Raw genomic sequence first — 24,031 nt, forward strand, 5'->3', positions numbered from 1 at the left:
GTCAGATCAAAAGCCAAAGCCAAAGCCAAAGCAAAGCAAAGGCGAGGCGGCTGAAGGCTGTCTTGTTCTTGCGGGTGTACCCGATCCCATTGTGGGAGCGAGCCTGCTCGCGATGATTTGCTCCCGCAATGGGGCTGCTGCGCAGCCCAGCGGGAGCAAGCTCCCTCGCCACGATGATTTTACTGAGTGAAGGCAACTATCAGGAGCGCAATACCGCGCTCTTGCGGCTGGCTGCGGCTGTCACTGCGTAGCCCAGCAGCGCCGCCAGGATTGACCCCGTGAGGATGCCCATCCGGTCCATGCCGGCATAGTCGCTGGAACCTGGTTCGAACGCGAGGGAGCCGACGAACAGGCTCATGGTGAAACCGATGCCGCACAGGATTGCCACCCCCAGGACCTGGCCCCAGTTGGCGCCAGCTGGAAGGCTGGCGATGCCGATTTTCACTGCCAGCCAGGTCAGGCCGAAGACCCCAACGGTCTTGCCCAGCAACAGGCCGATGGCGATGCCCATTGGCACGTGATCGGTAAAGCTTTCGACCGTGACGCCGCTCAGGGACAGGCCCGCGTTGGCGAAGGCGAACAGGGGCAGGATGCCGAAGGCTACCCACGGGTGCAGGGCGTGTTCCAGGGTCAGCAGCGGTGAGCTCTCGGCGTTTTTCGTGCGCAATGGGATGCAGAACGCCAGGGTCACTCCCGCCAGGGTCGCATGCACACCGCTCTTGAGGACGCAGACCCAGAGAATCAGGCCCACGACCATGTAGGGTCCGAGCTTGACCACGCCCATCCGGTTCATTGCCACCAGCAGCGCTATGCAACCGGCTGCCAGCATCAGCGACAGGCTGGACAGGGCGCCGGAGTAGAAGATAGCGATGATGATAATGGCGCCCAGGTCGTCGATGATCGCCAGGGTCATCAGGAACAGTTTGAGCGACACCGGCACGCGCTTGCCCAGCAAGGCAAGCACACCAAGGGCGAACGCGATGTCGGTGGCGGTCGGAATTGCCCAGCCCGCGAGGGCAGCCGGATTATCCCGGTTGAGGAACCAGTAGATCAGCGCCGGCACCACCATGCCGCCAATCGCTGCTGCGCCCGGCAGGACGATCTGCGAAGGCTTCGACAACTGTCCATCGAGCACCTCGCGTTTGACTTCAAGCCCGATGAGCAGGAAGAACAGCGCCATCAAGCCATCGTTGATCCACAGCAGCAAAGGCTTGGCAATCTTCAACGCCCCGACCTGGGCCACCACCGGGATGTCCAGCAGGCCGCCGTACAACCAGGACAGCGGTGAGTTATTGATGACCAGCGCCAGCACCGCAGCGGCTATCAACAGCAGGCCACTGGCGGCTTCCAGCTGGAAGAAACGTGTCAGAGAATTACGTAGAGGCAAGGCTGCTCTCCATTCGTCGATCAAAAGTGGGCACACCCTAACCCGTAGCGATGGAAGGTAAAACAAAAGTTATATTCTTTTTTGTTATATGACGTTACAACGCCTCTGCCAGATGGTCGGCAGTTACGGTGCATATTGGACCTTAGCTGTACCTGTGCGTTATGTCGGTTTTTTCCTAAGCTTGTGCCTGGTTTTTCCGATATCTGCCGTGCTGCATGACCGCGAGCAACCTCGCGTCGAACCGATCCAGCGAGAGAACACATGACCGATCACCGCCAATGGGCGCGAGAAGCGATCCGCATTATCGAGGCTGATTTCCAGCGCAGCGCCGACACTCACCTGATTCCATTGCCGTTGCCGGGTCTGCCGGGCATAGAGTTGTACTTCAAGGATGAGTCCAGCCACCCCACCGGCAGTCTCAAGCACCGACTGGCCCGTTCGCTTTTTCTCTACGCGTTATGTAATGGCTGGCTCAAGCCCGGCGCACCGGTCATCGAAGCATCCAGCGGCTCGACGGCGATTTCCGAAGCATATTTCGCACGATTGCTGGGCCTGCCGTTCATCGCGGTGATGCCGGCGACCACGTCCCGGGAAAAAATCGCACAGATCGCCTTCTACGGTGGGCAGAGCCATCTCGTGGACGACCCCACGCAGATCTACGCCGAATCCGAACGCCTGGCCCGTGAGCATGACGGGCATTTCATCGATCAATTCACCTACGCCGAGCGCGCCACGGACTGGCGGGCCAATAACAATATCGCCGAATCGATCTTCCAGCAGATGCGCTTCGAGCGGCACCCGGAGCCCAGTTGGCTGATTTCCAGCCCCGGCACTGGCGGCACCACCGCCACTTTGGGGCGCTACGTGCGTTATCGTCAGCACTGCACCCAAGTGCTGTGTGCCGATGCCGAACGTTCGGTGTTCTTCGACTATTACCGCAGCGGCGATGCCAGCCTGCGCCTGGATTGCGGCTCGCGTATCGAAGGCATTGGCCGGCCACGGGTCGAAGCGTCGTTCCTGCCGAAAGTCATCGATGCGATGGTCAAGGTCCCCGACGCGTTGTCATTGGCGGCCATGCACTACCTGGCCCAGCGCCTTGGCCGGCGGGTCGGTGGCTCCAGTGGCACCAATCTGATCGGTGCATTGATCGCTGCGCAGCGGATGGTGGACGCCGGCGAGTCGGGGTCGATCGTGGCGATTCTGTGCGATGGGGGCGAACGTTATGCCACGACGTACTACGACCCGGCCTGGCTCAACGCCCAGGGCTACGAGTTGAATGGGTTGATGGAAAAGGTCGCGGCGTGTGTGGAGCGCGGAGAGGCGCTGCCGGAGAGTGTGTTGCGGGCCAATATCTGACACTGTTGCCCTTTGTGGGAGCGAGCAGGCTCGCTCCCACAAAGGGCCGAGTTTAGGCTTGCAGCCCTAGGATATCCCGCGCCACGGCCTCGGCAATCCGAATCCCGTCCACGCCTGCCGACAGGATCCCGCCCGCATAGCCGGCGCCTTCGCCCGCCGGGAACAGGCCCTTCACGTTCAGGCTCTGCAACGATTCGTTGCGGGTGATGCGCAGCGGCGAGGAGGTGCGGGTTTCGATCCCGGTCAGTACCGCGTCATGCAGCGAGTAGCCGCGAATCTGTTTTTCGAAGGCCGGCAGGGCTTCGCGGATGGCTTCGATGGCGAAGTCCGGCAGCGCCAGGGCCAGGTCACCCAGCGCGACCCCGGGTTTGTAGGAGGGTTCGACGCTGCCTAGGGCCGTGGACGGCTTGCCAGCGATAAAATCGCCCACCAGTTGCGCCGGCGCTTCGTAGTTGCTGCCGCCGAGCACGAACGCGTGGGATTCCAGGCGCTCCTGCAACTCGATCCCCGCCAGCGGGCCGCCCGGATAATCCACTTGCGGGGTAATGCCGACGACGATGCCGGAGTTGGCGTTGCGCTCGTTACGCGAGTATTGGCTCATGCCGTTGGTCACGACACGGTTCGGCTCGGACGTCGCGGCCACCACGGTGCCGCCCGGGCACATGCAGAAACTGTAGACCGAGCGACCATTGCTGGCGTGGTGCACCAGCTTGTAGTCAGCGGCACCGAGTTTCGGGTGGCCGGCGTATTTGCCCAGGCGAGCGCTGTCGATCAGCGATTGCGGGTGTTCGATGCGGAAACCCACCGAAAACGGCTTGGCTTCCATGTATACCCCACGGCTATGAAGCATGCGGAAGGTGTCCCGGGCGCTGTGGCCCAGGGCGAGGATCACGTGCCGGGAATGGATGCGCTCGCCGCCGGCCAGTTCCACACCGACCAGTTGGCCGTCTTCGATCAGCACATCAGTGACCCGCTGCTGGAAGCGCACTTCACCGCCCAGGGCGCGAATCTGCTCGCGCATGTTTTCCACCACGCCGGTCAGGCGGAAGGTGCCGATGTGTGGTTTGCTGACGTAGAGGATTTCTTCCGGTGCCCCGGCCTTGACGAATTCGTGCAGAACCTTGCGCCCGAGAAACTTCGGGTCCTTGATCTGGCTGTAGAGCTTGCCGTCGGAAAATGTTCCTGCGCCGCCTTCGCCGAACTGCACGTTGGATTCAGGGTTGAGCACGCTCTTGCGCCACAGGCCCCAGGTGTCCTTGGTGCGCTGGCGGACTTCCGGGCCACGCTCGAGGATGATTGGCTTGAAGCCCATTTGCGCCAGCAGCAGAGCGGCGAAGATCCCGCACGGGCCGAAGCCGACCACGATCGGTCGCTCGCCCACGTCGGCCGTGGCTTGGCCGACCATTTTGTAACTGACATCCGGCGCCTCGTTGACGTTACGATCATCGGCGAACTTGCGCAGCAGGCTGGCTTCATCGCGCACCGTCAGGTCGATGGTGTAGATGAAGCACAGCTCGGAGGATTTCTTGCGTGCGTCGTAGCTGCGCTTGAACAGGGTGAAGTCGAGCAGGTCATCGCTGGCGATGCCCAGGCGTTGCACGATGGCGGCGCGCAGATCTTCTTCGGGGTGATCGATCGGCAGCTTGAGTTCGGTGATTCGTAACATGAGGGGATCCGGTTCGCGGGGCGCACAACTGCGCCAGGGCGTGCTTCAAACCGGCGATTATAAGCTGCAATGGATGGTTTGTGGCGCGGGCCTGGTCGAAAGGGACAGACGTGATTCTGCTGGCGCACCGAGTCCTCGGTTTCAGGGCCGCTTCGCGCCCAGCGGGAGCAAGCTCCCTCGCCACGGGATCGGGTTGCTCACAATATTCGGTTGAGCTCGGTCCATGTGGCGAGGGAGCTTGCTCCCGCTTGAGTGCGAAGCACTCACAGGGTGATCGGATCAGTCGTTGCGCGCACCGCCGAAGTAGGCGCAGCCGCGCTGGATCTGGCCGTTGACGCGGATTTCGGCACTCATGTGCTGGACGCTGCCGGTGACGCTGTCGACGCAGCGCTGCGGCGCGACCCAGAGTTCGACTTTCTGGCCGTTGGCTTCGGTGCTGAGGTTGAAGCGCCCGTCACCCAGTTGTTCCTCCAGGTAGGGCACCGCCAGGGTCGGCTGGCCCTCGCGTTCGAGCACCATGCCTTTACCGCTGGCGTTGAGGCTCCATTGCGGGCCATGACCGCTGGCACGCAGGACCAGGGGTTTGAAATTGACGTCGTCGCAGGCGCTGCCCGAGCGCTCCAGGCGGTACAACTGCTCCAGATCCAACTGACTGTCGGTACCGGCCGCCGCACTGGAGACGATATGGCCTCGCACATCTGCGAACAGTTTTCCCTGGTCATCGGCCAGGCTGGCCGCTTGTTGCAGCACGCTGGTGCCGCCACTGTCGTTGACGATGTAGCGACGCTGTTCCTGGCACGGCTGGAACATCAGTTTGCCGTCGGCGGCCGTCAGCTCGCCCTGCATGCGCGTCTGGCCGGCATGGGAAGCGCTCTGGCGTGGCGCGTCGAGCAATTGGCAGCCGGCGAACAGCGGCAGGAGGGCGATAAACAGCAGGGAGCGGGCGGCACGCATCGTTGGGTCTCCAGACAGGTGCCGCCACGTTACGCAGACTGATCCTGCATCACAAGAGGGTATTAGCCTACGTGGAATACCTGACCGGTCTGTAGGCCTTCGACACTCTTGGCGTAGGCCAAAGCGACATCCGCGGCCGGGACCGGTTTGAAACCGCGGAAGTACGGTGCGTACTTGCCCATGGCTTCCAGCAACACGTTCGGGCTCACCGAGTTGACCCGCAGGCCCCGTGGCAATTCGATTGCCGCCGCCCGCACGAAACTGTCCAGGGCGCCATTGACCAGGGCCGCCGACGCACCGCTCTTGATCGGATCGTGGCTGAGCACGCCGGTGGTGAAGGTGAAGGACGCACCATCATTGGCGTATTCGCGACCGATCAGCAGCAGGTTGACCTGGCCCATCAGCTTGTCTTTCAAGCCCAGGGCGAAACTTTCTTCAGTCATGTCGCCCAACGGCGCGAACGTGACATTGCCGGCTGCGCAGACCAGCGCATCGAAGCGACCGGTCTTTTCAAACAGGGCGCGGATCGAGGCGCTGTCGCTGATGTCCACTTGCAACTCGCCGCTGTTGCGCCCGATGCGGACGATTTCGTGGCGTGGCGAGAGTTCTTTATCGATGGCCGAACCGATGGTGCCGTTGGCGCCGATCAACAGGATTTTCATGGGTGGTTCCTCATTTGGGTTGAACGAGGTTGCAGTCTAGGGTGGTTTTTCCTTTCGATAAGCGCGCTAATAGGCAACCTTTGGTTTTCATTTGGAAACAATCCAGTGAGCGAGATCGATGACCTGGCGGCATTTGCCGTGTTGATGGAGGTCGGCAGCTTCACCCTGGCGGCGCAGCAATTGGGTTGCAGCAAGGGCCAGTTGTCCAAGCGGATCAGCGCCTTGGAAAGCCGGTTTTCCGTGCGGTTGCTGCAACGCACCACGCGCCGCCTGAGCCTCACGGCGGCCGGGGCGGCGTTGTTGCCCCAGGCTCAGGCGTTGCTCGTGCAGGTAGAAAGGGCGCGTCAGGCATTGGCGCGGTTGAAGGACGAAATTTCCGGTCCGGTGCGTATGACGGTTCCGGTTTCGCTGGGTGAAACCTTCTTTGATGGATTGCTGACGGAGTTCGCCCGCGCGTATCCCAACGTGCAGATCGAACTGGAGCTCAACAACGGTTATCGCGATCTGACTCGTGACGGTTTCGACCTGGCGATCCGCTCGGACGCCGCCATTGATGAGTGTCTGGTGGCCCGACCGTTGTTGGCCTGGCACGAAGTGACCTGTGCCAGCCCGACCTATCTCGATCAGCATGGCGAGCCGCTGACGCCTCAGGCGCTGGCCGAACACCGATGCCTGCTCAACAGTCACTACAATGGCCGGGAGGAATGGCTTTACCACCAGCAACATGAGCTGTTGCGAGTCAGGGTGTCGGGACCGTTCGCCAGCAACCACTACAGCCTGCTGAAAAAAGCCGCCCTGTCGGGCGCCGGCATCGCCCGGCTGCCATCCTATCTGCTCCATGAGGAATTGGCTGACGGACGCTTGCGCTGGGTTCTGCGCGACTACCAGACCCGACGCATGCCGATGTACCTGGTGCATCCGTATCAGGGCGGCTTGCCCAAGCGGACCCAGGTGCTGGCGGATTATCTGTTGGATTGGTTCAAGCGCAGTGGGGAGGCGTTGGATCGACTCTGACCTGGACCGATCCCGTGGCGAGGGAGCTTGCTCCCGCTCGGTTGCGCAGCAACCGCAAAAATCTTGGGGCCGCTTCGCCCGAGGCGTCGGACCCTCCCAGCGGGAGCAAGCTCCCTCGGCACAGGGGCGCTCGGCAGAGGATCGGTTGAAACGCGCCCGAAAAAAAAACGGCCCGAAAGCCGTTTTTTCATCTCGCAACGGACTCAACCGCCCAAATACGCCTCGCGCACTTTCGGGTCGGTCAGCAGCGCTTCACCGGTGCCTTGCATGACCACGCGGCCGTTCTCCAGCACATACGCCCGGTCGGCGATTTTCAGCGCCTGGTTGGCGTTCTGCTCCACCAGGAACACCGTCACGCCATCCTTGCGCAGCTGTTCGATGATGTCGAAGATCTGCTGGATGATGATCGGCGCCAGGCCCAGGGAAGGCTCATCGAGCAACAGCAGCTTGGGCTTGCTCATCAGCGCACGGCCGATGGCGAGCATCTGCTGTTCGCCGCCGGACATGGTGCCGCCGCGCTGGGTAAAGCGTTCTTTCAGGCGTGGGAACAGGTGCAGCACCTTGTCCATCTGTTCCTGGAAGTCGCCTTTGTCGGTGAAGAATCCGCCCATGGCGAGGTTTTCTTCAACGGTCAGCCGCGCGAAGACCCGACGACCTTCCGGCACCACCGCGATGCTCTTGCGCATGATCTGCGACGAGCCCTGGCCGACCAGTTCCTCGCCCATGTAGCGGATGCTGCCACTGTGGGCCTGGGGTGAGCCGCAGAGCGTCATCAGCAATGTGGACTTGCCGGCGCCGTTGGCACCGATCAGCGTCACGATCTCGCCCTGGCGGACTTCCACGTTGACGCTGTGCAGGGCCTGGATCTTGCCGTAGAAAGTGGAAACGTTTTCGAACTGCAGCATTTACGCTTCCCCCAGGTAGGCTTTGATCACGTCGGGATTGTCGCGGATCTGTTCCGGCGAGCCGTCGGCCAGGGGCGTGCCCTGGTTGATCACGACGATGTGGTCGGAAATGCTCATGACCAGTTTCATATCGTGCTCGATCAGCAGCACGGTGACGTTGTGCTCCTCACGCAGCACGCCGATCAGCGCCTTCAGGTCTTCGGTTTCCCTGGGGTTCAGGCCGGCGGCGGGTTCGTCGAGCATGAGGATTCGCGGGCGAGTCATCATGCAGCGGGCGATTTCCAGGCGGCGTTGCTGACCATAGGCCAGGGTCCCGGCGGTACGGTTGGCGAATTCCTTCAGGTTGACCTTGTCCAGCCAGTACTCGGCGTACTCCATGGCCTCACGTTCGCTCTTGCGGAACGACGGAGTCTTGAACAGGCCGGCAAAGAAGTTGGTGTTCAGGTGGCGATGCTGGGCGATCAACAGGTTCTCGACCGCCGTCATGTCCTTGAACAACCGTACGTTCTGGAAAGTACGCACCACACCCTTGCGAGCGATGTGATGGCCGGCCAGGCCCTGGATCGGCTCGCCGTCCAGCAGGATGGTGCCACCGGTGGGCTGGTAGAAGCCGGTCAGGCAGTTGAATACGGTGGTCTTGCCTGCGCCGTTCGGCCCGATCAAGGCCACCACCTGTTTCTCTTTCACGGTCAGGGCCACGCCATTGACCGCCAGCAGGCCGCCGAAGCGCATGCTTAAGTTTTCAACCTTGAGGATCTCGCGGCTCATTTGCGCAGCTCCATGTGTGGGCGTTGCATAGGCAGCAAACCTTGAGGACGCCAGATCATCATCAGCACCATCAAGGCGCCGAACATCAACATGCGGTATTCGCTGAATTCACGCATCATTTCGGGCAGCAGGATCATCACGATGGCGGCCAGGATCACACCCAGCTGCGAGCCCATCCCGCCCAGCACCACGATGGCGAGGATGATCGCCGACTCGATGAAGGTGAACGATTCCGGTGTCACCAGGCCTTGGCGGGCGGCGAAGAAACTGCCGGCGAAACCGGCGAACGCAGCACCGAGGGTGAAGGCTGACAGCTTGATTACCGTAGGATTGAGACCCAGGGCGCGACAGGCGATTTCATCTTCGCGCAACGCTTCCCAGGCCCGGCCGATCGGCATGCGCAGCAGGCGGTTGATGACGAACAGCGCGGCCAGTGCCAGCAACAGCGCAACCAGGTAGAGGAACACCACTTTGTTCACCGGGTTGTAGGTCAGCCCGAAGAATTCGTGGAAGGTCTGCATGCCCTCGGCCGCCGAGCGGTCGAAGCTCAGGCCGAAGAAGGTTGGCTTGGGGATGTTGCTGATGCCGTTGGGACCGCCGGTGAGGTCGGTGAGGTTGCGCAGGAACAAGCGGATGATCTCACCGAAACCCAGGGTCACGATGGCCAGGTAGTCGCCGCGCAGTCGCAGCACCGGGAAACCCAGCAGGAAGCCGAACGTGGCAGCCATCATCCCGGCGATCGGCAGGCAGATCCAGAAGCTCAGGCCCAGATAATGGGACAGCAGCGCGTAGCTGTAGGCACCCACTGCGTAGAACCCCACGTAACCGAGGTCAAGCAGGCCCGCCAGACCGACCACGATGTTCAGGCCCAGGCCCAGCAACACGTAGATCAGGATCAGCGTGGCGATATCCACCGCGCCTCGGGAGCCGAAGAACGGCCAGATCAGCGCGACCACGATCAGGCCGATGATGATCCGGCGCTGGGTGCGTGGCAGGGTCAGGAACTGACTGACCTTGGGCGATACCAGTGGGCCACGGTTGGAGCGCAGCGCGGCGCCAACCTGTTGGCTGAACAGCACCCGCAGGAACATCAGCACCGAGCACAACGCAATCACGCTCAGGGTCAGTGGGCCGGTGCCGTGCACTTCGAGGCTGACGCCGACGATACTCAGCTTGAGGCCGAGCACCGGGAAGGCGACGGCCCAGACCAGCAGGGCGCTGAACAGCGCCTGTTTAAGATATTTGCTCATACTTTCTCAACCTCCGGACGGCCCAGGATGCCGGTCGGCCGGAACAACAGAACCAGGACCAGGAGACCGAAGGCCACCACGTCCTTGTACTGGTCTCCGAAGATATCGGCGCCGAATGCTTCGGCCACCCCCAGCACCAGCCCACCGAGCATCGCGCCCGGAATACTGCCGATGCCACCCAGGACCGCCGCGGTAAAGGCCTTCAGGCCGACCAGGAAACCGGCGTTCGGGTTGATCACACCGTACTGCATGCTCAAGAGCACGGCAGCGACGGCCGCCAGGGCGGCACCGATGACGAAGGTCAGGGCGATGATGTTGTTGGTGTTGATGCCCAGCAGGTTGGCCATCTTGATGTCTTCGGCACAGGCGCGGCAGGCACGGCCCAGGCGGGAACGGGAGATGAACAGGGTCAGGCCGAGCATGGCGATCAGGGTCACGACGAAGACCAGGATCTGCATGTACGAAATCAGGACTTCCTCGGCACCACCCGGGCCGAAGGAGAAACTCCCCGGGATCAGGTTGGGAATGGATTTGTCCTTGGAGTCCTGGGACAGCAAGACGGTGTTCTGCAGGAAAATCGACATGCCGATGGCGGAAATCAGCGGGATCAGACGGTTGCTGTTGCGCAAGGGGCGGTAGGCAACGCGTTCGATGCTGTAGCCATAGGCACTGGTGACAACGATGGACGCCAGGAACGCGGCGGTCATCAACAGCGGCAGTGAGTGGATACCCAGCATGGCCAGCCCGGCAAGGGCAATGAAGGCCACGTAGGAACCAATCATGTACACCTCGCCATGGGCGAAGTTAATCATTCCAATGATGCCGTAAACCATTGTGTAGCCAATGGCTATCAAGGCATAGGTGCTGCCAATGGTCAGGCCATTAACCAGCTGTTGGAAGAAGTGATAGATCTCAGGCATTACAGCGCTCCTAAAAACCCGATACGCATTTCACTGGTGGAGTCATGTTCCGGCCTTGTGCTGTGTTCTGTGATCACATTTGCCCAAAGCGTTTGCCAGCGAACCGCTGGTGACGGTTTTAAGATTTTCAGGTGAACCAGCGCCCGGATCGCGGGTGCCTGGCCCATAAACCTCGTAAAACAAAGCCCACTGCTTGCACAGTGGGCTCGTTGACCGTGAGTCCTGTAACGTCAAATTTGCGTAACAGGACTCCAGGCCGTGCTTACTGAGGAGAAACTTCAGTTTTCGGTTTGCCGAAGTGCCACTGGTAGACCACGAATTTGAAGTCCTTCAGGTCGCCCTTGTTATCGAACGACAGCTCGCCGGTCGGGGTCTTGAAGGTGCCTTTGTGGAGGGCTTCAGCGACCTTGGCCGGATCATCGCTCTTGGCTGCCTTGATACCTTCGGCGATCAGCTCGACGGCGGAGTAGGCCGGGAATACGAACGGACCGCTCGGATCCTTGCCGTCAGCCTTGATGGCTTCAACGATTGCCTTGTTCGCAGGATCGGCGTCGAAGGACTTCGGCAGGGTCACCAGCAGGCCTTCGGAAGCGTCCTGGGCAATTTGCGAGATGGAGTCGTTGCCGACGCCTTCCGGCCCCATGAACTTGGCGTTCAGGCCTTTTTCCTTGGCTTGACGCAGGATCAGGCCCAGCTCAGGGTGATAGCCGCCGTAGTAGACGAAGTCGACGTTGTTCTGCTTGAGCTTCTGGATGATCGAAGAGAAGTCCTTGTCCCCGGCGTTCAGGCCTTCGAACACGGCCACTTTCACGCCTTTGCCCTCGAGGGTCTGCTTGACGGCGCTGGCGATGCCTTCGCCGTATTGTTGTTTGTCGTGCAGGACCGCAACGACTTTCGGCTTGACGTGATCGGCGATGTAGTTGCCGGCGGCCGGGCCTTGGGCGCTGTCCAGGCCGATGGTACGGAAGACCAGCTTGTAGCCACGAGCGGTGATGTCCGGGCTGGTGGCCGCTGGGGTGATCATGATCACTCCTTCGTCTTCGTAAATGTCCGAAGCCGGTTGGGTGGAGCTGGAGCAGAGGTGGCCGACGACGTACTTGACGCCATCGTTGACCACTTTGTTCGCCACGTTTACGGCCTGTTTCGGGTCGCAGGCATCATCGTATTCCTTGGCTTCGAGCATTTTGCCGTCGACGCCGCCCTTGGCATTGATGTCCTTGATGGCCTGTTTGGCGCCAACGAATTGCATGTCGCCGTATTGGGTCACCGGACCGGTCTTGGGGCCGGCGATGCCGATCTTGATGGTGTCGGCGGCGAACGAATGGCTGGCAACCCCGGCCAGAACCATAGCGGCAAACAGTTTGGAAATCTGCTTAGTAGCCTTAGTCATAGTGCTCCACTCATGCTGTTGTAATTTTTATAGTCCTGGCGCCGTAGCAGCAGAACCGGGTCAGATATCTTGGATATCCCCGCGGAAAATGCCCCCGGCAACTGTACCGGTACAGTGTAGAGCGCCGGTTGTTGGCAAGGGAAGCTGGCGCTTGGGGGCAAAACCTGCGGGTGTCGCTTTATTGAAAGAAAAAGACAGAATTGCGGCGAGGGTTGTCCGCAGGAAATCGGCAATCCTTGGCTTTGCTGCACTTTTCAATCGGTACTCCAATTGCTACCGGGTTTTTCTGTCAGACCACCGACGTTATGATTCGCGCCGATTTCTTTTCCGGACAGCTCCCATGAATGAAGAACCTAGCACCCTCTATGCCAAGCTGCTTGGTGAAACCGCATCCATCACCTGGAAAGAGCTGGAGCCGTTCTTTGCCAAGGGTGCCCTATTGTGGGTCGACCCGGCACTGGATTTGATCGCCGCCGCCGAGGCCGTCGCCCAGGACGAAGGGACCAAAGTCGCCGCCTGGCTGGCCGCCGGGCAACTCGCCAAGCTGTCTGAAACGCGGGCGCTGGATTTCCTGGAGCGCGATCCGCAGCTTTGGGCAGTGGTGGTTTCGCCGTGGATAATGATCCAGGAAAGGGCGTCGAATTGATCGATGCACCAGGATGGGTCGCTGTCCCGATCCTTGGAAAGTGTGTAGGTGAGTAGCGTGATGGCATGCTGCCGTGGCGAAACGCCACAGGGCAGGGTGACGTATACGTAACGGGAACAGTTTATCGGGCAGCCGTTGGGCTGCTTAATTGTTTCTGGATGTTGTTCGGGCGCAGGGTTCAGGACCGCTATCGCGAGCAAGCTCGCTCCCACAGTGGGTCTGTGTACACAAAACCCTGTGGGAGCGAGCTTGCTCGCGATTGGAGGCAACACGGTGCTGCGCCGGCCTCAGTAAGTCCTGCCAGTATGGTTATTGAGCGAAATAACCTTGGTCTTGCCAATGCGATGACGGTAGATCTCGCGCAGGTACTTGATGGCCTTTTTCACGCAATCGCGGGACAGACGGATGTCGTTGATCGAGACGAACTTCTCTTTGTCGCTGATCAGCTCGCGGTACTTCTTTTCGTACATCGGCTTGATGGCGTACCAGTTGGTGTCGAGGATTTTCGCCGGGTTCTCGAACTCGTTGAGCAAGTCGTCGATCCGCTCCTCATCGAAGTCATCGCTGATGATGAAGTCCAGGATCGAGTTGTCCAGGGTGTCGTCGAAGCGGTACGGGGTGCGGGCGAAGCAGCGCTTGATGAACGCCACGATCAGCGTCAGGAAGTCGTCCGACAGGCACGGGCTCTTGGCAATCAGGGTGGTCAGCGACAGGTTGGCCGAGGCGCCGATCACCAGCGCGTAACGCTTGAGCGTGGTATTGGGGAACAGGCTGTTGAGGTGGGTCTTGAGCCGGTTCAGGTCCATGTAGGACAGCTTGTAGTCCTTGGGCAAGGAAACGATCGACACCACCGACGAGCAATTCTTGAAAAAGTGCAGGTCATGCAAGGCCGCGGCGTCGTAGCCCGAGTTCTTGTACTGCTCCAGCGATGCCCGGTAGCGCTTGGATTCGATCGGCAGCAGGCTGATGCCTTCGATGGCCTGGGTGACCTTGTTGAAGTGCGGCAGGTCGATGGAGCGGAAGAACAGGTCATCGATGTTCAGGCGTGGCGGCTCTTTCTCGAACACCTTGAATTTGTCGCCGCTCGGCGCCGGGGTTTCCGGGACGACGGACTCGGCGTAGGCAATCGCCACCGGACCGGCCAGGCTCATGAACAGGTCGTTGGCGTCCAGGCGGATGGTTTCGCCGATGTCGATGCCGGCCCGCCGGAAATAGTTCTGGTCGTAGTCAGTGGTGACGGCCTGGGCGGTCAGGATGTTGAAGATCTGCTGGGAGATGTACTGGTTGGCGTGCTTCTCCATGGCGTTGACGTCGATGTTCTGGATGTTGCCGTCGTCGCTTTCCTCGGCGTAGCGCATGATGTCGTTGGAGATCAACATCATTGCGTTCCACGGGCGGATACGCCCCATGACGCTGGCTTCGCTGCTGTCTTCGTTGGCGAAGTTGTATGAGAAATCCCATTCTTCCGACAGGTATTTGCACAACAGGCGTCCGGCGTTGATGTGCAGCGCCTCGGACATTTCGCTGCGGTGGTCGGAAATATTCGGCAGCACACAGATGCCGCTGGTGAAGATCGGCTCGAAGACGAAGGAATGACCGCTCTTGCTGTCGTGTTCGTCCATCGGCTTGGTGTCGAACGTCTTGTTCATGTACGAATACTGCTGGGCCAGGCCGAACTCCGAGGCCATGCCCGAACCGGTACCGCCGCCGGCACTGAAGATCGAGAAGTACAGGCGCGACTGGTTGGCCTTGATGCCGCAGCTGTCGATCAGGTACGAGTGGATCATTTTCCAGTCGGGGCTGGAGAAGCGCTGGGTGTCCTTGTTCAGGATGATCTTGGCCAGGTACTGGCCGAGGATCGGCGCGTTACCGGCGCCACCGGCATGGACTTCCGACAGGTCCATGATTTTCATCTTGCTGTAGTCGCGCAAAAAGCCGCTTTTCTCGCCTTTGCGGGAAAAACGGATGCGTCCGGCGATGTCCTTGTCCAGGTCGCCGAGCATGACCAAAGGCTCGACCAGGAACACCGGTTTGCTGGCCTTGCTGTTACCCAGGCGCAGGTTGTGGCGGATCCATTGCGCAGGGCTGTAGCCCTTGTCGCTGTAGTTTTTGTCTTCGGCGTTGAATTCGTTGAGGTAGAACTTGCGGGCGTTATACACCAGCTCGGCCACGTCCAGGGCAATGTTGGAGCCGCAACGGCCCAGCCCGATCAGGCACACCGACGGGAATTCCTGCTGGCCACGTTCGCTTTCTTCGTCCACCAGGTGGGGCGGGCGCGGGAACACGCTGTCGCGCAGGCCATCGAGGTTATCGAGGATGCGGTCGGTATTGGTTTCGGTGAAGTACAGGTACTGCTGGGTCGACAAGGGGCGCGAGGTGCTCGACGTCGACGACGTTTCGAGGCCGTTGGCGGCCGGGCCCAGGGTCAGATCGGATACCGCAGTGGCTGATTTTTTGGAAGTCATTGTGCGCCGTTGCCTGAACTGGTTGGTTCGATGATCGGGGTCATCGAATCATCGAGAATGGGAGCTCGCGTCCGTGTTGGCGCGAAGTCGGCCCTAGCGGTCAAGGCACACGCCTGAACAGCGCTCGGGAGAATCTATTCACGTTGGATCGGCCACCGGAACGTGATCTTTAGGCGGGATCGGGCAAAATGATGGCAATTGTTACTGGAACTTGACCGGCATCAAGAAGCACACCGTCCGCCATGGTCAGGTATCAGCCGTGCGAATAATCGCAGACAGTCCGGCCGCTGCTGTCTAGATTGCAGATTCCGGGCTCGGAAGCCTCGCCGCTGCCCCATGACAATAAAGAGACGGACCCATGCAGAACTCGACCCAAGCGGCGAATGCCTGGCGCATTCTGTTCCTGCTGTTCCTCGCCAACCTGTTCAACTTCTTCGACCGCACCATCCCGGCGATCATCATCGAGCCGATCCGTATGGAGTGGAGTCTCAGCGACTTCCAGATCGGCATCATCGGCACCGCCTTCACCATCGTTTATGCCATCGCCGGTTTGCCTCTGGGGCGCATGGCTGACACCGGTTCGCGCAGTAAATTGATGGGCTGGGGCCTGGCGACCTGGAGCGCGTTGACGGCGGTCAACGGCCTGGTGGGTAGTTTCTGGACCTTTCTGCTGGTGCGCATGGGCGTGGGCATCGGCGAGGCCAGTTACGCGCCGGCCGCCAACTCACTGATCGGCGATCTGTTCCCGGCTCATCGGCGGGCGCGGGCCATGGGCATTTTCATGCTGGGCCTGCCGATCGGTCTGCTGCTGGCTTTCTTCACGATTGGTGCGATGGTCAAGGCCTTCGACAGTTGGCGCGCGCCGTTCTTTATCGCGGCGGTGCCGGGGTTGGTGCTGGCGTTGTTCATGTTCTTCATCAAGGAGCCCAAGCGCGGCGCGGCGGAGACCGTGCAGGTGTCCCAGGAGAAAATCGACCGGCCGATTCGCCGGGTGCTGGCGATCCCGACGTTCCTGTGGCTGGTGCTGGCCGGGCTGTGCTTCAACTTTGCCACTTATGCCTGTAACTCCTTCCTGGTGCCGATGCTGCAGCGTTACTTCCTGATGCCGTTGCACGAGGCGGCGGTGGCCACCGGGATCATGGTCGGCGTGACCGGGTTGTTCGGGCTGACCCTCGGCGGCTGGGTCGCCGACAAGATCCATCAGCGAGTGCCCAATGGGCGCCTGTTGTTCGCCGCGTTCAGCCTGGTCATCTCCACCGTGACCACCGCGTGGGCGTTGCACGCCGGACGAATCGAAATCGGGGTGTTCGTTGCGGTGTTCAGTGTCGGCTGGCTGTTTGCCTATAACTTCTACACCTGCGTGTACACGGCGATCCAGGACGTGGTCGAGCCACGCCTGCGGGCCACCGCGATGGCCTTGTTCTTCGCCGGGCTGTACCTGCTCGGTGGCGGCCTGGGGCCGGTGGTGGTGGGCGGTTTGTCCGATTACTTCGCCCGCATGGCCATGGCCGCGGCCGGGGTCGACCAGATGAGCGAAGCGTTCAAGGCCATCGGCCTGCACGATGCGATGTACCTGATCCCAGTGGCGTTGTTTCTGACCATGGTGTTCCTGTTCCTGGCGTCACGCTGTTTCGTGCGTGATGCCCGGCGGATGAAGGAGGGGATGAGCAGTGGGGTGGAGTCGGTGGGGGCAGCGGCGACGGCATAAGGCCCACAAGAAGCAGCCGTGCACCATTTTCCCGTGGCGAGGGAGCTTGCTCCCGCTGGGCTGCGCAGCAGATTCGGAATTTGTCAGCCGATGCAGCAGGGGGGCCGCTTCGCGCCCCAGCGGGAGCAAGCTCCCTCGCCACGGGGGGCTGCACTAGCCACCGGGGCTGCACTCATTACAGGGTTTTGCGCTAACCAGAGGTTGGCGCGCTACCGGGCTTCTCATCCCGCCCACGCAACAACCGGTTCGGCATCGCTACCGCTGCCGCCAGCCCCAACAGTGATATCGCCGCGCTGATCAGCAGCAAATGCCGGAAGGTGCTTTGCAACTCCTGACGCAAGGCGTTCTGCGCTTCGCCCGGGGCAGCGTTCAGGCCGTCCAGCAGCACATTGCCGGATTGGCCTTCGCCCAGCAGCGAAGAGCCGGCGAGTTGGGCGAAACTGGAATCGTGCAACAGTGCCAGCAGCAACGCCGACATCAGCGCCACACCCACCGCGCCGCCGAGGGAGCGGAACAGGTTGGTGGTGCTGGTGGCGACGCCGATGTCCCGTTGTTGCACCGAGTTCTGCGAGCCCACCAGCGAGGTGGGAAACTGCATGCCGGAGGCGATGCCACTGAGTAGCATGAACAGGCTGCTGAGCCAGAACGCGTCAGGCGGGGTAAAGGCCATGCCGAGGATCGCGAATGGGAAGAGCAGCGCACCGCTGAGGATCATCGGTTTGTAGCGCCCGGTGATCGAGGTCCGGCGACCGGCAAAATACGCGCCCATCGGCAAGCCCATCGCCAGCGGCAGTAAATGCAATGCGGCGCTGTCGGCACCGGCGCCGGTCACGCTCTGAAAGCGCAACGGCACCAGCACGGTCAGGGAGATTGCCTGGAAACTGGTGAAGAACACCGTGCACCAACACAACACCGCACTGCGGTTGACGAACAGATGCATCGGCAGCAGCGGCTCGCGGGCGCGGCGCTCGTGCCAGGCAAATGCCCCCAGCACCCATACCGCGCAACCCAGCAGCCCGAGCACTTCGCGGCTGTGCCAGGCGTGGCCCTGGCCGAACTGGGTGATGCCCAGCAACAGCGCGGTCAGGCCGATGATCAGCAACACGGTGCCCAGGTAATCGATGATTGGCGTGCGCTGCGGCACCGGCAACCCGACCAGCGCCCGGCGCGCCACCAGCCACGCGCCCAGGCCCAGCGGCAGGTTGATCAGGAACACCCAGCGCCAGGACAGGTATTGGGTCATGTAACCGCCCAGCACCGGCCCGGCCACGCTGGCCACCGCATACATGCTGCTGAAATAACCCTGATAGCGCCCACGTTCCCGGGGCGGGATGATGTCGCCAATGATGGCCTGGCTCACCGAAATCATCCCGCCGGCACCGATGCCCTGGAAGATCCGCGCCAGCACCAGCTGTTCCATGTTTTGCGCCAGTCCGCAGAACACTGAGGCCAGCGTGAACAGGCCCATCCCGAACAGCATCAGCCGGCGTCGGCCGTACAGGTCGCCGAGCTTGCCATAAATCGGCACCGCCACGGTCATGGCGACCATGTAGCCGGAAATCACCCAGGCCAACAGGCTGACGTCGGCGAACTGCGCCGAGATGGCCGGCATCGAGACGGCGACGATGGTCTGGTCCAGGGCGCCGAGGAAGATCGCCAGCATCAGCGCCACCAGCACGCGGCGGATGGCTGGTTTCTGGGCTGAAGGAAATTCGGGCTGGGTCACGGCAAAACCTGCGGGCTTCACGCCGGTAAGGCGAATGGTACGGAGCACGCAGTGTAAGTCGATAGTCGGCTATTCGATAGCCTCGTAAGGAAGTCCCACGTAATTTTCCGCGATGGTCTTGCGCCCGGCCTCGGAGTCGACGAAATACGCAAGCTCCGCTTCGCTGATGCGCTGGTTGAAGGCGTCATCATCGAAGCGATGCAGCATCGAGGTCATCCACCAGGAGAACCGCTCGGCCTTCCAGACGCGCCGCAGGCAGATGGCCGAATACCGTTGCAGCAGGTCGACGCGGCCGTCGCGATAGACTTTGAGCAGGATGTCGAACAGCGTGCTGACATCACTGGCCGCCAGGTTCAGGCCCTTGGCCCCGGTGGGTGGGACGATGTGGGCCGCGTCGCCCACCAGGAACATCCGCCCATGCTGCATCGGCTCGACCACGAAGCTGCGCAGCGGCGCGATGCTTTTCTCGATCGACGGGCCGGTCACCAGGGTTTCGGCCAGGTCGGCGGGCAGGCGGGCTTTCAGTTCGGCCCAGAAGCGTTCGTCCGGCCAGTCGGCCAGTTGTTCATCGGCGGGTACTTGCAGGTAGTACCGGGTGCGGGTCCTGGAGCGCATGCTGCACAGGGCAAAACCGCGTTCATGGCGGGCGTAGACCAGTTCCTCGTTAACCGGCGGGGTGTCGGCCAAGATGCCGAGCCAGCCGAACGGATAGACCCGTTCAAAGACTTTGAGTCGGTCCGCCGGGATCGACTGCCGCGCCACGCCGTGGAAACCGTCGCAACCGGCGATGTAATCGCAGTCCAGCCGCCAGGATTGGCCCAGGTGTTCGAAGGTCACGAAGGGCTGCTCGGTCAGCATGTCGTGGGGCTGGGCCTGGTCGACCTGATACAGGGTGCGGCCACCGGTCTGTTCACGGGCGGCCATCAGGTCGCGGGTCACTTCGGTCTGGCCGTAGACCATCACGTTTTTGCCACCGGTCAGCCCCCTGAGATCGATGTGCACCCGACGCCCGTTGAGCACCAGTTCGAAGCCGTCGTGTTCCAGGCCCTCGGCGTCCATACGCTGGCCGACGCCAGCCTGGCGCAGCAGTTCGGTCATGCCCTGTTCCAGCACGCCGGCGCGGATGCGGCTCAGCACGTACTCCGGCGTCTGGCGTTCGAGGATGACAGTGTCGATCCCGGCGTTGTGCAGCAACTGGCCGAGCAGCAGCCCAGAGGGGCCGGCGCCGATGATGGCGACTTGGGTCTTGAGGGTTTTCATTCTTGTTATGGCTCGCACTGGGCACGCAACCGAAGTCGGTGTTGATTGTTATGGACCGAGTGCCTGCATTTTTCGCTTGCGGACCTGTCAGTTGAAGGGGAAAACTGCGTCGATACCTGTTCGTTTTGCCAATTGGTGCGATTATCGCCCGCAACCCCAGGCCCGGATTCCTCGTTATGAAAAAACCAGACCTGCCGACGATCCCGGTGTTCAAGCTCTACGGCGAGGGCCAGGACTGGCCGACGCCGGACCTTTTGCACTGCGAGACCATCTCCAAGCGCAGCCGCGAACATCAATGGGAAATCAAACCCCACCGGCACGCCGACCTGTGCCAATTGTTATTCGTGTTCAAGGGCCGGGCGGAACTGGAGATCGAAGGCCAGCGCACGCAACTCGACGAGCCGGCGGTGCAGATCCTGCCGCCGCTGTCGGTGCATGGCTTCCGGTTCTCCGAAGACGTGGAAGGCTACGTGGTGACCCTGGCGGCGCCGCTGGTAGCGCATCTGCAGGGGCAATTGGGGCATTCGGTGAACGTGCTGGCCCAGGCCGAAAGCTACCCGGCCGGTGAAAACGCCGAGTATCTCAATAGCCTGTTCAGCGCGTTGCAGGCCGAATACATGGGCCATCAACCGGCCCGGGAAATGCTGATGCACGCGCTGGTCAACGTGATCATGGTCTGGGTCAGTCGCCAGGTGATGCAGCGCCGCACCAAGGCCCAACGTCCGCAACGGGCCCGGGAATACCTCAACGGGTTCATTCAGTTGGTGGAAGAGACCTATCGCCAGCACGTCAAGGTCGAAGACCTGGCCCATCGCCTGGGCATTTCGGTGTCGCACCTCAACGGCACCTGCCGGGAACTGGCGGGGCAGCCGGCGTTGCAGATCATGCACGAGCGCCAGTTGCTGGAGGCCAAGCGGATGCTGACGTACACCGGCCTGACCATCTACGAGATATCGGAGATGCTCGGGTTCTCCGACCCGACCAACTTCACCCGACTGTTCCGCCGGCGTGTCGGTATCTCGCCCAAAGCATTCCGCGACCGGCTCAAGAGCGATCAGCTGGACGACTGAATCAGGCTGTTTCGTACACAGCCTGGTTCGTAAGAGCCTAGCGCAGCGCGTTAAGGGTCGCGTTGTGGGGGATGCAGCGTTCCACGTTGCAACTGGCGTATTCGCGGGGTTGTTGTCTGGCCTGCTCGACCCGGTAGGCCGCTGTGCCGTACAGCGCAAGCGTAGCGGCGCAGGTTATGAAAACGGCGAAACGCCTTTTTGTTTTGATGTTCATGGCGATGACCTCTGAACGAATACCCGGGGGTACTGTGTTAAGCATAGGTCAGCGCGGGTGGGTTGCCAGTGGAACAGAGATTGGATGTAGCTCGGTATTCAGGACACTGATAACCATCCTTGTGGGAGCGAGCCTGCTCGCGATGACGGCGGCACGTCCGGCATCGATGCCAAACGACACTGCGCTATCGCGAGCAGGCTCGCTCCCACAGGGTGACGGGGTGTCTGGTAGAGCCGATTACGCCAAGTGCTCAGGCTTCATCGGATCCCCCGGCTTGACGCCCAGTTGCTGACGCACGTCCTCGAACATCTCGTCGTAATACTCGTGCATCGAGCCGATGCTGGCGTTCTTGGGCAACCCGTATTTCTGGGCGATGCGCGTGGCGGGGCGGGCAAAGTCGAAGGCCTGGTCCTTGGCCAGGAAAAAGCGCTCGTCCACGGGCTTGTCCTCGACCGTGCCGTGCAGCCGAAACGACATGCCCTGGCCTTCCTTGGGATCCTGGGCGAGCTCGTAGTCGATGCACAGGTTGTAGCTGTAATCGTCCTTGTTCAGCGCGTGGCGCTCCATGTGCAGGTGACCGGGTCGGAACAGGGCCATGAGCGACTCTCCATGAAAGGCGTAGAAGTAGGGCAGACCGCGAATCTGCCCCGCAAGTTTCCCGTTATCGATAAGTGATGCCAGCGGTGGCCGTGCTGATGCGGGTACCGGCGGTGCCTTGGACGATAGCATCGATGTCTGAAAGCGCCCCGATCACCGCGACCTTGCCGGTGTTGCGCGCGAACTCGCACGCCGCCTGCACTTTGGGGCCCATGGAACCGGCGGCGAAGCCGAGTTTGTCCATTTCGTCGGGATGGGCCTGGGCGATGGCTTTCTGGGACGGTTTACCAAAGTCGATGAAGGCGGCGTTGACGTCGGTGGCGATCACCAGCAGGTCGCTCTCCAGTTGCTCGGCCAGCAGCGCCGAGCACAGGTCTTTGTCGATCACCGCCTCGACGCCTTGCAGCTTGCCGTCGGCGTCATACATCGTCGGGATGCCACCGCCGCCAGCGCAGATCACGATGCTGCCTTTTTCCAGCAGCCACTTGATCGGGCGGATCTCAAAGATCCGCTTGGGCCTGGGGCTGGCGACCACGCGGCGGAATCTGTCGCCGTCCGGGGCAATGGCCCAGCCGTTTTCGGCCGCCAGTTTCTGCGCTTGCTGTTGGCTGTAGACCGGGCCGATGGGTTTGCTGGGGCTCTGGAAGGCCGGGTCGTTGGCGTCCACTTCGACTTGGGTCAGCAGCGTCGCGAAGGGCACTTCGAAGTCCAGCAGATTGCCCAGTTCCTGTTCAATGATGTAGCCGATCATTCCTTCGGTTTCGGCGCCCAATACGTCCAGCGGATACGCCGAAACCGAGGTGTAGGCCGCCGCCTGCAATGACAGCAGGCCGACCTGCGGACCGTTGCCGTGGGCGATGACCAACTGGTTGCCGGGATGGATCTTCGCGATCTGTTCGGTCGCGGTGCGGATGTTGCTGCGTTGATTGTCGGCGGTCATGGGTTCACCCCGACGCAGGAGGGCATTACCGCCCAGGGCAACGACGATGCGCATGGTGTTGTCCTTTTACAAAGAGATCAGAAACGACTCGCTCCCACAATGGTCGGTGGTGGGGTTAGAGATCCGCCAACGTTGACACCAGGATCGCCTTGATGGTGTGCATGCGGTTTTCCGCTTGCTCGAAGGCGATACAGGCCGGTGATTCGAACACGTCGTCGGTGACTTCGATGCCGTTGGCCAGGTGTGGATATTGCTCGGCGATCCGTTTGCCGACCTGGGTGTCGCTGTTATGGAACGCCGGCAGGCAATGCATGAACTTGGTGCGTGGGTTGCCGGTGGCTTTCATCAGCTGGGCGTTGACCTGGTAGGGTAGCAATTGCTCGATCCGCTCGACCCAGGCTTCGACCGGCTCGCCCATGGACACCCAGACGTCGGTATGGATGAAGTCCACGCCCTTGACCGCCGCTTTCGGGTCTTCGGTGAGGGTGATGCGCGCGCCGCTTTCTTCGGCGTACTGATGGCAGCGCTGCACCAGGTCGTCATGGGGCCATAGTGCCTTCGGCGCGCAGATACGCACGTCCATGCCGAGCTTGGCGCCGATCAGCAGCAACGAGTTGCCCATATTGTTGCGAGCATCGCCCAGGTACGCGTAGCTGATCTCATGGATCGGCTTGTCGGCGTGCTCGCGCATGGTCAGCACGTCGGCGATCATTTGCGTGGGGTGATATTCATCGGTCAGACCGTTGAACACCGGGACGCCGGCGAACTTCGCCAGCTCTTCGACGATTTCCTGCTTGAAGCCCCGATACTCGATGGCGTCGTACATGCGCCCGAGCACACGGGCGGTGTCCTTCATGCTTTCCTTGTGGCCGATCTGCGATGAGTTGGGGTCGATGTAGGTGACGTTGGCGCCCTGGTCGTAGGCCGCCACCTCAAACGCGCAACGGGTGCGGGTCGAGGTTTTTTCGAAAATCAGCGCAATGTTGTTGCCTTTGAGGTGCTGCTGTTCGGTGCCGGTGTACTTGGCTCGCTTGAGGTCGCGGGACAGGTCCAGCAAGTAGCGCAGTTCGCGGGGGGTGTGGTGTTCCAGGCTGAGCAGGCTACGGTTGTGGATGTTGAACGCCATGATGGAT

Annotated in this window: 22 protein-coding genes; 6 read left to right on the forward strand and 16 right to left on the reverse strand. The window is 61.3% G+C overall.

Features of this window, described 5'->3' with window-relative positions; all coding sequences use genetic code 11:
- The coding region (locus ACLEJQ_RS20770; protein WP_440797957.1) for a hypothetical protein at positions 1-190 on the forward strand (190 nt) is incomplete at its 5' end.
- A gap of 9 nt (positions 191-199) precedes the next feature.
- Here ACLEJQ_RS20770 and nhaA read toward each other — a convergent pair.
- A complete protein-coding gene (nhaA, locus tag ACLEJQ_RS20775) occupies positions 200-1,387 on the reverse strand; it encodes a Na+/H+ antiporter NhaA (protein WP_440797959.1) in 1,188 nt (395 codons plus the stop codon).
- Between the two features lie 261 nt (positions 1,388-1,648).
- On the opposite strand from nhaA, the gene ACLEJQ_RS20780 reads away from it, so the two are divergent.
- Positions 1,649-2,743 carry a PLP-dependent cysteine synthase family protein gene (locus ACLEJQ_RS20780; RefSeq protein ID WP_440797961.1) on the forward strand — a complete coding sequence of 365 codons (1,095 nt, stop codon included), beginning with the start codon at positions 1,649-1,651 and terminating at the stop codon, positions 2,741-2,743.
- A 52-nt stretch (positions 2,744-2,795) separates the two neighbouring features.
- On the opposite strand, the gene ACLEJQ_RS20785 is transcribed toward ACLEJQ_RS20780, so the two are convergent.
- The 3 genes from ACLEJQ_RS20785 to ACLEJQ_RS20795 form a co-directional block, all read right to left on the reverse strand.
- Entirely contained in the window at positions 2,796-4,409 is a 1,614-nt protein-coding gene (locus ACLEJQ_RS20785) for an NAD(P)/FAD-dependent oxidoreductase (RefSeq protein ID WP_440797963.1), read from the reverse strand.
- Positions 4,410-4,688: 279 nt separating this feature from the next.
- The gene (locus tag ACLEJQ_RS20790) at positions 4,689-5,363 is read right to left on the reverse strand and encodes a COG3650 family protein (protein ID WP_440797965.1); all 675 of its coding nucleotides are present in this window, start codon (positions 5,361-5,363) and stop codon (positions 4,689-4,691) included.
- A gap of 62 nt (positions 5,364-5,425) precedes the next feature.
- Positions 5,426-6,025, reverse strand: coding sequence for a short chain dehydrogenase (locus ACLEJQ_RS20795; protein WP_440797967.1), 600 nt, complete (start codon positions 6,023-6,025; stop codon positions 5,426-5,428).
- A 105-nt stretch (positions 6,026-6,130) separates the two neighbouring features.
- On the opposite strand from ACLEJQ_RS20795, the gene ACLEJQ_RS20800 reads away from it, so the two are divergent.
- Positions 6,131-7,039 carry a LysR family transcriptional regulator gene (locus tag ACLEJQ_RS20800; protein WP_440797969.1) on the forward strand — a complete coding sequence of 303 codons (909 nt, stop codon included), beginning with the start codon at positions 6,131-6,133 and terminating at the stop codon, positions 7,037-7,039.
- Between the two features lie 203 nt (positions 7,040-7,242).
- Here ACLEJQ_RS20800 and ACLEJQ_RS20805 read toward each other — a convergent pair whose 3' ends face one another.
- From ACLEJQ_RS20805 to ACLEJQ_RS20825, 5 genes are all read right to left on the reverse strand, one after another.
- Positions 7,243-7,944, reverse strand: coding sequence for an ABC transporter ATP-binding protein (locus ACLEJQ_RS20805; RefSeq protein WP_440797971.1), 702 nt, complete (start codon positions 7,942-7,944; stop codon positions 7,243-7,245).
- A complete protein-coding gene (gene livG / locus ACLEJQ_RS20810; protein ID WP_440797973.1) occupies positions 7,945-8,712 on the reverse strand; it encodes a high-affinity branched-chain amino acid ABC transporter ATP-binding protein LivG in 768 nt (255 codons plus the stop codon).
- A complete protein-coding gene (locus ACLEJQ_RS20815; protein WP_440797975.1) occupies positions 8,709-9,962 on the reverse strand; it encodes a high-affinity branched-chain amino acid ABC transporter permease LivM in 1,254 nt (417 codons plus the stop codon). Before ACLEJQ_RS20815 ends, livG begins: the two co-directional genes overlap by 4 nt.
- On the reverse strand, positions 9,959-10,882 hold the full coding sequence (gene livH, locus ACLEJQ_RS20820; RefSeq protein ID WP_440797977.1) for a high-affinity branched-chain amino acid ABC transporter permease LivH: 924 nt from the start codon (positions 10,880-10,882) through the stop codon (positions 9,959-9,961). Before livH ends, ACLEJQ_RS20815 begins: the two co-directional genes overlap by 4 nt.
- Positions 10,883-11,144: 262 nt before the next feature.
- On the reverse strand, positions 11,145-12,272 hold the full coding sequence (locus ACLEJQ_RS20825; protein WP_440797979.1) for a branched-chain amino acid ABC transporter substrate-binding protein: 1,128 nt from the start codon (positions 12,270-12,272) through the stop codon (positions 11,145-11,147).
- 340 nt (positions 12,273-12,612) lie between these two features.
- On the opposite strand from ACLEJQ_RS20825, the gene ACLEJQ_RS20830 reads away from it, so the two are divergent.
- A complete protein-coding gene (locus ACLEJQ_RS20830; RefSeq protein WP_440797980.1) occupies positions 12,613-12,918 on the forward strand; it encodes a DUF2288 domain-containing protein in 306 nt (101 codons plus the stop codon).
- Between the two features lie 287 nt (positions 12,919-13,205).
- Here ACLEJQ_RS20830 and ACLEJQ_RS20835 read toward each other — a convergent pair whose 3' ends face one another.
- Positions 13,206-15,383, reverse strand: coding sequence for a hypothetical protein (locus tag ACLEJQ_RS20835; RefSeq protein WP_440797982.1), 2,178 nt, complete (start codon positions 15,381-15,383; stop codon positions 13,206-13,208).
- Positions 15,384-15,741: 358 nt separating this feature from the next.
- On the opposite strand from ACLEJQ_RS20835, the gene ACLEJQ_RS20840 reads away from it, so the two are divergent.
- Positions 15,742-17,091 carry a spinster family MFS transporter gene (locus ACLEJQ_RS20840; protein WP_440797984.1) on the forward strand — a complete coding sequence of 450 codons (1,350 nt, stop codon included), beginning with the start codon at positions 15,742-15,744 and terminating at the stop codon, positions 17,089-17,091.
- Between the two features lie 190 nt (positions 17,092-17,281).
- Here the strand turns inward: ACLEJQ_RS20840 and ACLEJQ_RS20845 are convergent, their stop codons facing one another.
- Positions 17,282-18,754, reverse strand: a complete 1,473-nt coding sequence (locus ACLEJQ_RS20845) for an MDR family MFS transporter (RefSeq protein WP_440798108.1) — start codon at positions 18,752-18,754, stop codon at positions 17,282-17,284.
- 132 nt (positions 18,755-18,886) lie between these two features.
- Positions 18,887-20,077, reverse strand: a complete 1,191-nt coding sequence (gene pobA, locus ACLEJQ_RS20850) for a 4-hydroxybenzoate 3-monooxygenase (protein ID WP_440797986.1) — start codon at positions 20,075-20,077, stop codon at positions 18,887-18,889.
- A gap of 176 nt (positions 20,078-20,253) precedes the next feature.
- On the opposite strand from pobA, the gene ACLEJQ_RS20855 reads away from it, so the two are divergent.
- Positions 20,254-21,147, forward strand: a complete 894-nt coding sequence (locus ACLEJQ_RS20855; RefSeq protein WP_440797988.1) for a helix-turn-helix domain-containing protein — start codon at positions 20,254-20,256, stop codon at positions 21,145-21,147.
- A 37-nt stretch (positions 21,148-21,184) separates the two neighbouring features.
- Here the strand turns inward: ACLEJQ_RS20855 and ACLEJQ_RS20860 are convergent, their stop codons facing one another.
- From ACLEJQ_RS20860 to ACLEJQ_RS20875, 4 genes are all read right to left on the reverse strand, one after another.
- On the reverse strand, positions 21,185-21,361 hold the full coding sequence (locus tag ACLEJQ_RS20860; protein WP_440797990.1) for a hypothetical protein: 177 nt from the start codon (positions 21,359-21,361) through the stop codon (positions 21,185-21,187).
- A 237-nt stretch (positions 21,362-21,598) separates the two neighbouring features.
- The gene (locus ACLEJQ_RS20865) at positions 21,599-21,958 is read right to left on the reverse strand and encodes a DUF5064 family protein (RefSeq protein WP_440797992.1); all 360 of its coding nucleotides are present in this window, start codon (positions 21,956-21,958) and stop codon (positions 21,599-21,601) included.
- 64 nt (positions 21,959-22,022) lie between these two features.
- Positions 22,023-22,952 (reverse strand): carbamate kinase, encoded by a 930-nt coding sequence (gene arcC / locus ACLEJQ_RS20870; protein ID WP_440797994.1) that lies wholly within the window; start codon positions 22,950-22,952, stop codon positions 22,023-22,025.
- Positions 22,953-23,013: 61 nt separating this feature from the next.
- Positions 23,014-24,024 carry an ornithine carbamoyltransferase gene (locus ACLEJQ_RS20875; RefSeq protein WP_440797996.1) on the reverse strand — a complete coding sequence of 337 codons (1,011 nt, stop codon included), beginning with the start codon at positions 24,022-24,024 and terminating at the stop codon, positions 23,014-23,016.
- Positions 24,025-24,031 lie beyond the last annotated feature (7 nt).

This window comes from Pseudomonas sp. SMV71, assembly GCF_052042015.1.
Classification (GTDB): domain Bacteria; phylum Pseudomonadota; class Gammaproteobacteria; order Pseudomonadales; family Pseudomonadaceae; genus Aquipseudomonas.